The sequence below is a fragment of the Rhodopseudomonas sp. WA056 genome, assembly GCF_010906995.1.
Taxonomy (GTDB): Bacteria; Pseudomonadota; Alphaproteobacteria; order Rhizobiales; family Xanthobacteraceae; genus Rhodopseudomonas; species Rhodopseudomonas palustris_G.
In genome coordinates, this window is sequence record NZ_QPFS01000044.1 from 1 (window position 1) to 14025 (window position 14025).

At 66.8% G+C, this 14025-nt stretch carries 12 protein-coding genes; 8 read left to right on the forward strand and 4 right to left on the reverse strand.

Translation table 11 applies throughout. The annotated features are described in order from the left end of the window. The coding region (locus DU475_RS10985) for a nitronate monooxygenase (protein ID WP_205524329.1) at positions 1-346 on the reverse strand (346 nt) is incomplete at its 3' end. A 313-nt stretch (positions 347-659) separates the two neighbouring features. Between DU475_RS10985 and DU475_RS10990 the strand changes: the two genes are divergently transcribed. From DU475_RS10990 to DU475_RS11000, 3 genes are all read left to right on the forward strand, one after another. Next, positions 660-1595 carry a cyclase family protein gene (locus DU475_RS10990; RefSeq protein ID WP_164632177.1) on the forward strand — a complete coding sequence of 312 codons (936 nt, stop codon included), beginning with the start codon at positions 660-662 and terminating at the stop codon, positions 1593-1595. 85 nt (positions 1596-1680) lie between these two features. Then, a complete protein-coding gene (gene ruvX / locus DU475_RS10995) occupies positions 1681-2163 on the forward strand; it encodes a Holliday junction resolvase RuvX (protein WP_142882908.1) in 483 nt (160 codons plus the stop codon). 20 nt (positions 2164-2183) lie between these two features. After that, positions 2184-2570: a YchJ family protein gene (locus tag DU475_RS11000; protein ID WP_142882909.1), complete on the forward strand. Its 387-nt coding sequence runs from the start codon at positions 2184-2186 to the stop codon at positions 2568-2570. A 121-nt stretch (positions 2571-2691) separates the two neighbouring features. On the opposite strand, the gene DU475_RS11005 is transcribed toward DU475_RS11000, so the two are convergent. After that, a complete protein-coding gene (locus tag DU475_RS11005; protein WP_164632178.1) occupies positions 2692-4341 on the reverse strand; it encodes an acyl-CoA dehydrogenase family protein in 1650 nt (549 codons plus the stop codon). 79 nt (positions 4342-4420) lie between these two features. After that, positions 4421-6052: an indolepyruvate/phenylpyruvate decarboxylase gene (gene ipdC / locus DU475_RS11010; protein ID WP_164632179.1), complete on the reverse strand. Its 1632-nt coding sequence runs from the start codon at positions 6050-6052 to the stop codon at positions 4421-4423. Between the two features lie 192 nt (positions 6053-6244). Here ipdC and DU475_RS11015 point away from each other — a divergent pair, with 192 nt between their 5' ends. The 4 genes from DU475_RS11015 (at position 6245) to dprA (ending at position 10571) form a co-directional block, all read left to right on the forward strand. Beyond that, positions 6245-7198 (forward strand): aspartate carbamoyltransferase catalytic subunit, encoded by a 954-nt coding sequence (locus tag DU475_RS11015; RefSeq protein ID WP_013502029.1) that lies wholly within the window; start codon positions 6245-6247, stop codon positions 7196-7198. A 19-nt stretch (positions 7199-7217) separates the two neighbouring features. Continuing rightward, positions 7218-8519, forward strand: a complete 1302-nt coding sequence (locus DU475_RS11020; RefSeq protein WP_047309158.1) for a dihydroorotase — start codon at positions 7218-7220, stop codon at positions 8517-8519. A gap of 174 nt (positions 8520-8693) precedes the next feature. After that, entirely contained in the window at positions 8694-9305 is a 612-nt protein-coding gene (plsY, locus tag DU475_RS11025; protein ID WP_164632180.1) for a glycerol-3-phosphate 1-O-acyltransferase PlsY, read from the forward strand. Between the two features lie 129 nt (positions 9306-9434). Further along, entirely contained in the window at positions 9435-10571 is a 1137-nt protein-coding gene (gene dprA / locus DU475_RS11030) for a DNA-processing protein DprA (protein ID WP_164632181.1), read from the forward strand. A 256-nt stretch (positions 10572-10827) separates the two neighbouring features. On the opposite strand, the gene DU475_RS11035 is transcribed toward dprA, so the two are convergent. Beyond that, positions 10828-11043 (reverse strand): hypothetical protein, encoded by a 216-nt coding sequence (locus tag DU475_RS11035; RefSeq protein WP_164632182.1) that lies wholly within the window; start codon positions 11041-11043, stop codon positions 10828-10830. Between the two features lie 245 nt (positions 11044-11288). Here DU475_RS11035 and topA point away from each other — a divergent pair, with 245 nt between their 5' ends. Then, entirely contained in the window at positions 11289-14024 is a 2736-nt protein-coding gene (topA, locus tag DU475_RS11040) for a type I DNA topoisomerase (RefSeq protein ID WP_164632183.1), read from the forward strand. Position 14025 lies beyond the last annotated feature (1 nt).

The following is a 14025-nucleotide window of genomic DNA, read 5'->3' on the forward strand; positions in this document are numbered from 1 at the left end:
CGAACGGCGCCCGGCTCGCTGCCGGGGCCGGCATCGCCGGATCGAGCCCGAGTTCGGCGAAGTATCGCGTCAACCGCTGCCGCCAGACCTGCTCGCGCGCCGCATCCGGCGTCACCTGCTGATGGCAGAAGAAGTTCAGATTGATCGGCGCGGCGATTTGCTGCCGGAAGACCCCGACCTGCTCGCGTGTCTTCTCCGGCGTCAGCATCGCGCACGGCAGCGACGCCAGCGCCCCGCCTCGCGCCGCCGCAACGGCGAGTTCCGCATCCATCGCGCCAGCCATCGGAGCGAGCAAAATTGGAAATTCAATACCGAACAGGTCGAGGAGACGGCGATCCGGCCACATGATCAGGCTCTCGCGATGGGAGGGGGATTGGCGCTGCCTCGTTGCCCGCCAGTGGCCCTTTAACATGGAGCAGCGCCCGCTTGCTATGTCTGTTCCGCCGTCCGGCCTGCCGCCGCGACCGGTTCCGCCGACACGGATGCTCCGGCGGCCCGGTCTGCTCTGCGGCGTTTTGTAGCGCCATCGCCGTCGGCCGCGCCTCACCGCGGCGATGGCGCCGGCCCGGTTTCGGACGGATGATCGCGTCGGTCGCGGGCGCAGGAACTATCCGCGGTCGCGACCAGCACGACACAAAAAAACACAGGGAGAACTCGCCATGCTGAAAGCCATGCTACTCGGCTGCGCGGTCGCAGCCGTTACTGCTGCGTCACCCGCTTTCGCACAGGACTGGACCAAATCGAAATGGGGGCCCGACGACGAGATCGGGGCGGCCAACTACCTGACACCCGAATTGGCGCTGAAGGCGTCGCAACTGGTGAAAACCGGAAAGGTCTACGCCCTCGGCATTCCGGTCGACACCAAGACGCCCGCCTATCCGCCCCGCGGCTTCAAGATCACCGTGGTGCAGCCCGGTCAGGCCGGCAATTCCGGCATGGGCCCGAGCAAGACCACCTACAACGACGACATCATCGAGGGTTGGGTCGGGGTCGGCAGCCAGATCGACGGGCTGGGGCATATCGGCGTCGAGCACGTCTACTACAACGGCAACAAGATCGCGGATTTCGGCGATGCCACGGGCCTGAAGAAGCTCGGCATCGACAAAGTCCCGCCGATGGTGACGCGCGGCGTGCTGCTCGACATGGCGGCGCATTTCGGCACCGACGTGGTCAAGGAAGGCACCGCCTTCAACGTCAAGGAGATCGAGGAGGTCGCCAAGAAGCAGGGCGTCGAGATCCGTCAGGGCGACGTCGTGCTGTTTCACACCGGCTGGGTCAGCCTGATCGGCAAGGACGACAAGCGCTACAACAGCGGCGAGCCCGGTCTCGGGGTCGAGGGCGCGAAGTATCTGACCTCGAAGGGCGTGGTCGCGGTCGGCGCCGACACCTGGGGCCTCGAGGTCATTCCGTTCGAGAGCAAGAACGTGTTCGAGGTGCACCAGATCCTGCTGCCGATGAACGGCACCTACATTCTGGAAAACATGAACACGGCCGATCTCGCCCGCGACAAGGCCTACGAGTTCATGTTCGTGCTCGGGCAGCCGCGGTTCAAGGGCGCGGTACAGAGCATGATCAACCCGGTCGCGATCCGGTGAACTGAAGAGAGCGGCGCGGACTTAGACCAAAGCCGCGCCGCAACCGGCTTTGCGCCGCCTCGATCCCGCGTGCTATGCGGGCATCATGCCTGCCCTGATCCTTCCCCTGATCGAAGCCGCCGCGCATTGGCCGGCGCGCGGTGCCCTGCTCGGCCTCGACCTCGGCACCAAGACGATCGGCGTCGCCGCGTCCGATCCCGACCGCAAGCTCGCCACCGGCGTCGAGACCATCGCCCGCAAGGCGTTCACCGCCGATGCGGCGCGGCTGCTGGCGCTCGCGGCCGAACGCACCGCCTGCGGCTTCGTGCTCGGCCTGCCGCTCAACATGGACGGCAGCGAGGGACCACGGGCGCAGTCGACCCGCGCCTTCGCCCGCAACCTCGCCAAGCTCACCGAACTGCCGATCGGACTGTGGGACGAACGACTGTCGACCGCCGCGGTCGAGCGCGAGCTGATCGCCAATGACGTCAGCCGGGCGAAACGCGCCAAGGTGATTGACGAGCACGCGGCGATCTTCATCCTGCAGGGCGCGCTCGACCGGCTCGCGGCGCTGCGCCGCGCCGAGTGACCAGCGACGGGAACGATCCGATGAATTGCGTCTGCGGCTCGGGAAAGACTTACGATGAGTGCTGCGGCCCGCTGCTCGCCCGGACCCGGCCTGCGGCCTCGCCGGAAGCGCTGATGCGGTCGCGCTACGCGGCCTACGCGCTGAAAGACTTCGACTACATCATCGAGACCACCGATCCGGAGCGGCGCGATCTGTTCGACCACGACGTCAACCGCGCCTGGATGGAAGAGTCGGACTTCCTCGAACTACGGGTACTCGGTAGCAGCGAGAAAGGCAGCCGCGGCACCGTCGAGTTCATCGCCCGCTTCCGCCGCGGCGGCGGCCCCGAGCAGAGCCATCACGAGCGCTCGCAATTCCGCAAGGTTCGAGGCCGCTGGTACTTCTCGGAAGGCGAAGCGGTCGGTTGAGCGAGCGTCGAACTCCGTCATCGCGACGAGCGAAGCGACGAAGCGATCCAGAAACTCAGTGCACCGTGTCTCTGGATTTCTTCGCTTCGCTCACAATGACGGGATTGATGCGCCAGCCGCCTCACATCTCCGGCAGCACGCGCCCCAACAATCCCTTGGCTATCTCGGTCGGGATATCGGCGGCGCCGTAAAGGGTCGCCGGCTCCGGCACCAGGCGGGTGCGGGCGAACAGTTCGGCGTGCGGCGGGTGGATTTCGTTCAGCGCGGCGGCGGCGGCGAGCTTGGCCAGCATTTCCACGGCGAGCCGTGCGGTCCGCTCGTTGTCGACCTGCAGCAGCGCGCGGGCGATCAGGCCGGCGGCCGCCGGCCCTCCGGTGAGCGCCGAGGTGTCCTGGATCAGCGCCTGCAACACTTCGGTGCCGGCATCGCTCTCGCGCGACATCGCCCGCAGCACGTCGAGGCACATCACATTGCCCGAGCCTTCCCAGATCGCATTGACCGGTGCCTCGCGATAGTGCCGCGCCAGGATGCCGTCCTCGACATAGCCGTTGCCGCCGAGGCATTCCATCGCTTCGTAGACGAACGGCGGCGCTGACTTGCAGATCCAGTATTTCACCGCCGGGGTCAGCAGCCGCATGTAGGCGGCTTCGAGCGGATCGTTCGGCGCTTCGTCGAATGCGCGGCACAGCCGCATCACCAGCGCCACTGAAGCCTCGACCTGCAGCGCCATGTCGGCGAGCACCGAGACCATCAGCGAATGATCGGCGAGCCGCTTCTGGAATACGGTGCGATGGCGGGTGTGATGCAACGCATGGGCGAGCGACGACCGCATCAGTCCGGCGGAGGCGATGGCGCAATCCTGCCGCGTGAGCTGCACCATCTGGATGATGGTGCGCACGCCGCGGCCGGGTTCGCCGACCGGCAGCGCATAGGCGCCGGTGAACTCCACTTCCGACGATGCGTTGGAGCGGTTGCCGAGCTTGTCCTTCAGCCGCTGGAAGCGAATCTCGTTGACCGAGCCATCGGGCGCAAAGCGCGGCATGAAGAAACAGCTCAGACCCTCGTCGGCCTGCGCCAGCACCAGAAAGGCGTCGCACATCGGCGCCGACATGAACCATTTGTGGCCGACGATGCGGTAGGCGTCGCCATCCCGGAACGCGCGCGTCGCATTGGTGCGCACGTCAGTGCCACCCTGCTTCTCGGTCATGCCCATGCCGATGCTCATGCCGCGCTTGGCGGTCCATGGCGCGAAGCTCGGATCGTACTGACGGGTGCCGAGCACGGGCATCACCTGCGCCAGCAGGTCCGGTTGCGACCCGAGCGCCGCGACCGACGCGCGGGTCATCGTCACCGGGCAGAGATGGCCGGTCTCGACCTGAGCGGCCATGTAGAACTTCGCGGCACGCACCACTTCCGACGCATTGCCGGCAGGCTTGCCGTGCGCGTCCCAGGTCGAGTTGTGCAGGCCGGCCTTGAAGCTCTCGGCCATCAGCTCGTGATAGGACGGATGGAATTCGACCTGATCGCAGCGCACGCCCTTGGCGTCGAAGGTCTTCAGCTTCGGGGTGTATTCGTTGGCGAGGCGGCCGCGTTCGGCCATCTCGGTGGTGCCCCATGCCTTGCCGAAGGCTTCGAGTTCGACATGCGCATTGGCGCCCTGATTGAAGGTGACCGCCTCGAGCAACGGCCGGTCGGCGCCGAACAGGTCGAGGTCCGGAAGCGGCGGCGACTGGTTGAACACCTCGTGGGTGGCGAAGGAAGGCTGCGTCATGTCGGTCCTGGAGCGATGCGGATTCGCGCGCATGTTACGCAGAAAACCGCCGCGAGGACACGCCGGATCGCCGCCCCGCTCACTTCATCCGTTCGCGCGCCGCCTTGAAGCCGGTGACGAACCGCGCCAGCGTATGGGAGGTGGCGCCGCGCGGCAGCATCACTTCGATCAACGAAAATACCCCTCGCCGCTCGACCGCGCGCTGCAGCGCCGCCGCGAGTTCAGCCCGCGTCGCCACCCGCTCGCCGACCCCGCCGATCGATTTGGCGATATCGGCGAAATGCCAGTCGTCGAGATCGTTGAACTTCGACTCCGGCTGGAACACCCGCAGCATCTCCCAACTGCAATTGTTGAACAGCACCACGATCGGATCGAGCCCGTAGCGCTTGCAGTTGCCGAGCTCCCAGCCGGTCATCTGGAACGCGCCGTCGCCGACCAGGATCAGCGGCCGCAAGCCGGTCGCGGCGACGCCGATGCCGGCGGGCACGCCGAACCCCATGCCTGCGTAGTATCCCGGAGCCGCCAGGGCGGTGTTGTCGATCTCCATCGCGGTGAACAGGCAGTCGCCGATGTCGGCGGTCATCGGCATCTTGCCGTGGCGGTCGAACAGATCGTTGATCGCGGTGGCGATGTCCGACGGCGCGATCGGCGAAGGGTCGAGGGTCAGCCCTCGCGGATAGGCCATCCCCTTGCCGGCATTGCGCGGCCGCGGCGGATGCTGCGCGGCGTGGGCATCGAGACCGGCGATCAGATCGGCCAGCGGCAGGTCGCGATAGACGTGGTGGCCGATCTGCACCTCGCGCCCGGTCGCCAGCACGGTCCGGCGCGGATCGGTCATGTTCGACGACAGCGCGAAGTTGGTATCGGACAGGATCACGCCGAACATCAGCACCAGGTCGGCACCCTCGACCAGCGCCGACAGGTCGGGATCGCCGGCGGCACCGAGATAGGTGCCGGCCACCACGTCGTCGTCGCCTTCGAGCAGGCCGCGGCCCATGAATGTCGTCACCACCGGCAGGCCGAGCTTGCGGGCGAGCGCCCCCACCTGCTGCTCGACGCCGTAGCGGCGGATCTCGACGTCCACCACCATCACCGGCGACTTCGCGTTGGCGATCCGCGCCAGAATCTCCTCGGCGCATTCGTCGCGCGCGCCGGCATCGGCCTCGCGCCGCGGCAGCTTCGGCACCGGGTCGACCTTGGCGTCGACCATGTCGCGCGGGAACTCGATATAAACCGGCAGCGACAGTTCGAGCGCGCTGCGCAGCACTCGCGCGATCTCGGCCGGTGCGGTCGCCGGATCGGTCAGCACCGCCTGATCGCAGGTGACCTCCTTGAATACCGCAAGCTGGGTATCGATGGTCCGCACCTGATGATGCAGCAGATAGCCGCTGGTGCGCTCGCGCGCGCCGGGCGCGCCTGCGATCACCACCACCGGCGAGCGCTCCGCATAGGCGCCGGCGACCGAGTGGACGAGGTTGAACGCGCCGGCTCCATAGGTCACGACCGCGACGCCGATGCTGCCGCGATAGCGCGATGCCGCATCGGCCGCAAAGCCGACCGCCGGCTCGTGGCTCAGCGTGAAATACGGCAGCGTGCCGCTCTCCTCGATCACCTTGAAGAACGGCAGCACGAAGTCGCCGGGGATGCCGAAGATCTCCCGGGCACCGTGGTCCTTGAGGGCATCGAGCAGCGCGGTCGCAAGCGTCGGCATGAGAGCTCCTGACTGGGCACGAAGGGCACCGGACCGCTTTACCAGAGCTTACGACTTTCGACCAACCGCACGCCCGTGTGACACGCCGCACGGCCGAAAGGCCGGCTGCTCCACAACGCCGGGGGATTATTCCGCGCCGCGCCCCGATGCCGCTTGCCCGGCTATCCAACTCTCCCTATAGCTCTTGCTTTAATGACCCCCGCCCCAAAATCGACTTTCGTCCTCGGTCACCGGCATCTGCTGGGAATCGAAGGGCTTTCCGCCGCCGACATCACCGGCCTGCTCGACCTCTCCGAGGAGTATGTCGAGCTCAACCGGCAGGTCGACAAGAAGCGCACCTCTTTGCGCGGCCGCACCCAGGTCAATCTGTTCTTCGAGGCCTCGACCCGAACGCAGTCGTCATTCGAGATCGCCGGCAAGCGCCTCGGCGCCGACGTGATGAACATGAGCGTGTCGTCGTCGTCGATGCGCAAGGGCGAGACGCTGATGGATACCGCGGTGACGCTGAACGCGATGCACCCGGACATCCTGGTGGTCCGGCATCACGCCTCCGGCGCGGTGGAACTGCTGGCCCGCAAGGTCGACGGCTCGGTGATCAACGCCGGCGACGGCGCCCACGAGCATCCGACCCAGGCGCTGCTCGACGCGCTGACGATCCGCCGCAACAAGGGCCGGCTCGAAGGGCTAGTGGTGGCGATCTGCGGTGACGTGATGCATTCGCGCGTCGCCCGCTCCAACATTCTGCTGCTGAACACGATGGGCGCCCGCGTCCGCGTCGTCGCCCCCTCCACGCTGCTGCCGGCCGGAATCGAGCGGCTCGGCGTCGAGGTCGCACGCGACATGCGCGAAGGGCTCGACGGCGCCGACATCGTGATGATGCTGCGGCTGCAGCGCGAGCGCATGAACGGCTCGTTCGTGCCGTCCTCGGCCGAGTACTTCAACTATTTCGGGCTCGACCAGAAGAAGCTGGCCTACGCCAAGCCGGACGCACTGGTGATGCATCCGGGCCCGATGAACCGCGGCGTCGAGATCGACTCGATCGTCGCCGACGGCGCCCAGTCGGTGATCCGCGAACAAGTCGAAATGGGCGTGGCGGTGCGGATGGCGGTGCTCGAAGCGCTCGCCCGCAACCTGCCGAACGCCTGATGCCGGAACGGGAAACAACATGCTGACCGACCGCCGCCCGATCCTGCTCGCCAACGCCCGCCTGATCGATCCCTCGCGCGACTTCGACGGCATCGGTGACGTGCTGATCGCCGACGGCGTGATCCGCGATGCCCGTCGCGGCATCGGCGCCGCCGGCGTCCCCGAAGGCACCGACATCGTCAATTGCGCCGGCATGGTGGTCGCCCCCGGCCTGATCGACATGCGCGCCTTCGTCGGCGAGCCCGGCGCCAGCCACCGCGAGACCTTTGCGTCCGCCAGCCAGGCCGCGGCCGCCGGCGGCATCACAACCATCGTCTGCCAGCCCAACACCAGCCCGGTGATCGACAATTCGGCGACGGTCGACTTCGTGATGCGCCGCGCCCGCGACACCGCGATCGTCAACATCCACCCGATGGCCGCGATCACCAAGGGCCTCGCCGGCGCCGAAATGACCGAGATCGGTCTGTTGAAGGCCGCCGGCGCGGTGGCGTTCAGCGACGGCGACCTCAGCATCACCAACGCCCAGGTGATGCGCCGGGCGCTGACCTACGCACGCGATTTCGACGCGCTGATCGTGCATCACACCGAAGACCCCGACCTCGTCGGCGAAGGCGTGATGAACGAGGGCGAGTTCGCCACAAGGCTCGGCCTCGCCGGCATTCCCAATGCGGCCGAGACGGTGATGCTGGAGCGCGACATCCGCCTGGTGATGCTGACCGGAGGACGCTACCACGCCGCGTCGCTGAGCTGCATCGAGTCTCTGGAGATCATGCAGCGCGCCCGTGACCTCGGCCTGCCGGTGTCGGCATCAGTCTCGATCAACCATGTCGCACTGAACGAGAACGACATCGGGCCGTATCGCACCTTCCTCAAGCTGGCGCCGCCGCTACGTACCGAGGCCGACCGCAAGGCGCTGATCGCAGCGCTGGCCTCCGGGCTGATCGACGTGGTGATGTCGGACCACAATCCGCAGGACGTCGAGGTCAAACGCCTGCCGTTCGCAGAGGCCGCCGCCGGCGCAATTGGGCTGGAAACGATGCTGCCGGCCGGTCTGCGGCTGGTCCACGCCGGCGAACTCGATCTGCTGAGCCTGATCCGCGCAATGTCGACCCGACCTGCCGAACTGCTCGGCCTGCCCGGCGGCACGCTGCGCGCCGGCAGCCCGGCCGACCTGATCGTGATCGACCCGGACGTGCCATGGCTGGTCGATCCGGACGAACTGAAATCGAAGTGCAAGAATACGCCGTTCGACGAAGCGCGGTTCTCCGGCCGGGTGACCCGCACCATCGTCGGCGGCCGGACCGTCTATGAGCATGTGTGAGATTTGAAGGCTGGTTGAGTCAGCCGCTTGAACCAGGCCTTTCGATCCGTCATTGCGAGCGCAGCGAAGCAATCCAGAAATGCCGAGCACGGAATTGGATTGCTTCGTCGCTTCGCTCCTCGCAATGACGGGGAGAGTCTGACTTTATTGCCGCGCTAGAGTGTTTGGAGAGTTGTGATGATCGGGATCTACCTTGGCGCACTGGTGATCGGTTATCTGTTCGGCTCGATCCCGTTCGGCCTGATCCTCACCAAGATCGCCGGCACCCAGGATCTGCGCTCGATCGGCTCCGGCAATATCGGCGCCACCAACGTGCTGCGCACCGGCCGCAAGGGCCTCGCCGCCGCAACATTGCTGCTCGATGCGCTGAAGGGCACCGCGGCGGTGATCCTCGCCGCCTATCTCGCCGCCGGGACCGACGCGATCGCCGCCAACGCCGCGATGCTGGCGGCCCTCGGCGCCTTCCTCGGCCACCTGTTTCCGGTGTGGCTGAAGTTCAAGGGCGGCAAGGGTGTCGCCGTGTATATCGGCGTGCTGATCGGCCTGTTCTGGCCGGCCGCGGTGGTGTTCTGCCTGATGTGGCTGGCGACCGCTTTCACCTCGCGCTACTCATCGCTGTCGGCGCTGGTGGCGAGCTTCGTCACCCCGATCTTCCTATGGTGGTTCGGCCACGCCGCCCTCGCCTCGCTGTTCGCGGTGCTGACCCTGCTGCTGTTCTGGATGCACCGCGAGAACATCAAGCGGCTGCAGGCCGGCACCGAAGGCAAGATCGGCGAGAAGAAGTAACCGCACGTCCTTGCGAGCAGCCTGATCGCACCCCGCCGACACGACCCGTTCGTGCGCCGCGGCCCACCGCCTTGGTCGGCCTTGTTCACACGCTAAAGTTGCGTCACACTCCCGCTCGCGGGGGCGGATGTGGGCGAGCGCGGCAGTGATCCAGGGACGACCGTCCTCACCGAGGCGCAGCGGATCGATTGGCTGCGGCTGATCCGGGCCGACAATGTCGGGCCGCGGACGTTTCGTTCGCTGATCAATCATTTCGGCTCGGCGCGCGTGGCGCTGGAGCGGTTGCCGGAGTTGGCGCGGCGCGGCGGCGCCGCGCGGGCCGGACGCATCCCATCCGAGGACGAAGCGCGGCGCGAGATCGAGGGCGGGCGCCGGATCGGCGTCGAGCTGGTGGCGCCGGGCGAGACCGGCTACCCGCCGCGGCTGGCCACGATCGACGATGCGCCGCCGCTGCTCGGAGTCCACGCCCTGCCCGATGCGCTCGCCGTGATGGCGCGGCCGATGATCGGAATCGTCGGCTCGCGCAACGCCTCGGGCGCCGGGCTGAAGTTCGCCGGCCAGCTCGCCGCCGATCTTGGCGCAAGCGGCTTCGTGGTGATCTCCGGCCTGGCCCGCGGCATCGACCAGGCGGCGCATCGCGCCAGCCTTGCCGGCGGCACCGTCGCGGTGCTGGCCGGCGGCCACGACAAGATCTATCCGGCCGAGCACGAGGATCTGCTGCTGGACATCATTCAGGCGCGCGGCGCCGCGATCTCCGAGATGCCGCTCGGTCACATCCCCCGGGCCAAGGATTTTCCGCGCCGCAACCGGCTGATCTCCGGCGCCGCGGTCGGCGTCGTGGTGATCGAGGCGGCCTATCGCTCCGGCTCGCTGATCACCGCCCGCCGCGCCGCCGATCAGGGCCGCGAGGTGTTCGCCGTCCCGGGATCGCCGCTCGACCCGCGTGCCGCCGGAACCAACGACCTGATCAAGCAGGGCGCGACCCTGATCACATCGGCGTCCGATATTGTCGATGCGGTTGCGTCGATCCTAGAGCGGCCGGTCGAGACGCCGAACCGGGAGCCGGAGCACGCGCCGCCGACCGGGGAGCCGGAGGCAAGCGACCGCAGCCGGATTCTCGGCCTGCTCGGGCCGAGCCCCGTCGGAATCGACGATCTGATCCGCCTGTCGGGCATTTCACCCGCCGTGGTGCGCACCGTGCTGCTGGAGCTCGAACTCGCCGGCCGCCTCGAACGCCACGGCGGCTCCCTGGTGTCGCTGAGCTGAGCGCGACCGCGCCCAAAAAAGCCAACGGCCCGAAGCGATGACACTTCGAGCCATTGTCCAGGAGCGGACGTACATCCGGCCCGCCCCGACGTTCGAATCGTGAACTGGTTCGGTTAATTAGACGTTAATCGCAACCACCTCATGACAACGGCAACCGCCTGACAGTGCCGGTCGTCCTTGCCGCTGCCTGCAGCTCACCCAGAACATCAGGATATCGAGAGGAATCCAATCGGATGAGAGCCTTGAACGGACCTATTCACTCGCTGGTGGAATTGCGCCGGCGGCGCACGATGTCCTTGGCTTCCATCCGCGCCATATCGAGAAGGTAACAAAGTACATCGAGACGGTGCGCTCGGGCGACCTGAATCAGTTGCCCGGTCGCCTCCGACAGGTATTGGGCCGCTTCGACCGGCCCGCCATCTCCCGGGCGGGGGTAGCGGGAGTTTCCGTAGCTCTCGGACGGCGGCGACATCGGGCACCATTCCTAGACAGATTGGAACTCTCCGATAAGGAGAGTAAAGCAATCATATACACGCATAAGTTGTGCAGCTCTAGGTTTATGTTTCGTGAATTTCAGTTCTGAGTGGGTCTGATTTCGGCCCGGTTCCCCGATCGGCGATTTGACAGCGCCCCTGTCACCACCCATGTTCCGGGCAATCCGGCCGGCGCGAGTCTCGCAGACCGGCCTTTTTCTCTTCATTATGATGCTTGGATGCGATGAACCTCGTCATTGTCGAGTCGCCCGCGAAGGCCAAGACGATCAACAAATATCTCGGCTCGTCCTATGAGGTTCTGGCCTCGTTCGGGCACGTGCGCGACTTGCCGGCGAAGAACGGATCGGTCGACCCGGATGCCGACTTCCAGATGATCTGGGAGGTCGACCCGAAAGCCGCGAGCCGGCTCAACGACATCGCCAAGGCTCTGAAGAATGCGGACAAGCTGATCCTCGCCACCGACCCTGATCGCGAGGGCGAGGCGATCTCCTGGCACGTGCTGGAGGTCATGAAGCAGAAGCGTGCGCTGAAGGACCAACAGGTCGAGCGCGTGGTGTTCAACGCCATCACCAAGCAGTCGGTCAGCGAGGCGATGAAGCATCCGCGCCAGATCGACGGCGCCCTGGTCGACGCCTATATGGCGCGCCGGGCGCTCGACTATCTGGTCGGCTTTACCCTCTCCCCGGTGCTGTGGCGCAAGCTTCCCGGCGCCCGTTCCGCCGGCCGGGTGCAGTCGGTGGCGCTGCGTCTGGTGTGCGACCGCGAAACCGAAATCGAGAAGTTCGTCCCCCGCGAGTACTGGTCGCTGATCGCCACTCTGGCGACGCCGCGCGGCGATACCTTCGAGGCGCGGCTGGTCGGCGCCGACGGCAAGAAGATCCAGCGGCTCGACATCGGCACCGGCGCGGAAGCCGAGGACTTCAAGAAGGCGATCGAAGCAGCGAATTTCCGGGTCGCCACCGTCGAAGCCAAGCCGGCACGCCGCAACCCCTACGCCCCCTTCACCACCTCGACGCTGCAGCAGGAAGCCAGCCGCAAGCTCGGCTTCGCGCCGGCCCACACCATGCGGGTGGCGCAGCGGCTGTACGAAGGTGTCGATATTGGCGGCGAGACCGTCGGACTCATCACTTATATGCGTACCGACGGCGTGCAGATCGACCCGTCCGCCATCACCCAGGCGCGCAAGGTGATCGCCGAGGACTTCGGCAACGCCTATGTGCCGGAGGCACCGCGTCAGTACACGGCGAAAGCCAAGAACGCGCAGGAAGCCCACGAAGCGATCCGCCCGACCGACCTGTCGCGCCGGCCGTCCGACGTCAGCCGCAACCTCGATTCCGACCAGGCCCGGCTGTACGAGCTGATCTGGATCCGCACCGTCGCCAGCCAGATGGAATCCGCCGAGCTGGAGCGCACCACCGTCGACATCGAGGCGAAAGCCGGACCGCGCGTGCTGGAACTGCGCGCCACCGGCCAGGTGGTCAAGTTCGACGGCTTCCTCGCCGCCTATCAGGAAGGCCGCGACGACGACTCCGAGGACGAGGATTCCCGCCGGCTGCCGCCGATGAGCGAGAACGAGGCGCTGAAGCGCGAGGCGCTTGCCGTCACCCAGCATTTCACCGAGCCGCCGCCGCGGTTTTCCGAAGCCTCGCTGGTGAAACGGATGGAAGAGCTCGGCATCGGCCGGCCCTCGACCTACGCCTCGATTCTGCAGGTGCTGAAGGATCGCGGCTACGTCCGGCTGGAGAAGAAGCGGCTGCACGGCGAGGACAAGGGCCGCGTCGTGGTCGCGTTCCTGGAGAGCTTCTTCACCCGCTACGTCGAATACGACTTCACCGCCGGCCTCGAGGAAGACCTCGACCGCATCTCCAATAATGAAGTGTCCTGGAAACAGGTGCTGAGCGACTTCTGGCGCGACTTCATCGGCGCGGTCGACGAGATCAAGGATCTGCGCGTCGCCCAGGTGCTCGACGTGCTCGACGAGATGCTCGGCCCGCACATCTATCCGGCGCGCGAGGACGGCGGCGATCCGCGGCAGTGCCCGAGCTGCGGCACCGGCAAGCTCAACCTGAAGGCCGGCAAGTTCGGCGCCTTCGTCGGCTGCTCGAACTATCCGGAATGCCGCTACACCCGGCCGCTCGCCTCCGACAGCGCCGGCGATGCCGACCGCGTGCTCGGCACCGATCCCGACAGCGGCCTCGAGGTCGCGGTGAAGTCCGGCCGGTTCGGCCCTTACATCCAGCTCGGCGAGGCCAAGGATTACGGCGAAGGCGAAAAGCCGAAGCGGGCCGGCATTCCGAAGGGCACCTCGCCGTCCGATGTCGATCTCGAAATGGCGCTGAAGCTGCTGGCGCTGCCGCGCGAAGTCGGCAAGCATCCGGAGACCGGGCAGCCGATCAAGGCCGGCATCGGCCGGTTCGGACCTTACGTGCAGCACGAGAAGACCTATGCCAGCCTCGAAGCCGGCGACGACGTGCATACGGTCGGCCTGAACCGCGCAGTGACGCTGATTGCCGAGAAGGTCGCCAAGGGCCCGAGCAAGGGCCGGTTCGGCTCCGATCCCGGCAAGGCGCTGGGCGACCATCCGAGCCTCGGCGCGGTCGCGGTGAAGAAGGGCCGCTACGGCGCCTACGTCACCGCCGGCGGCGTCAACGCCACGATCCCGAACGACAAGACCGAAGACACCATCACCCTGCCCGAAGCGATCGCGCTGCTCGACGAGCGCGCCGCCAAGGGCGGCGGCGCCAAGGCCAAGAAGAAGGCCCCCGCCAAGAAGGCGGCGACCAAGAAAGCCGACGGCGACGCCAAGCCGGCCAAGAAGGCCGCCGCCAAGAAGGCCAAGCCGAAGGCCGAGAGCGCCGCCGCCAGCAAGGCGCGCGCGCCTGTCGCCGCAAAGACAGCAGCGAAGAAGGCCGCCAAGCCTAAAGACGCGGCCAAGAGCAGCGCCGCCAAGAACGGATAGA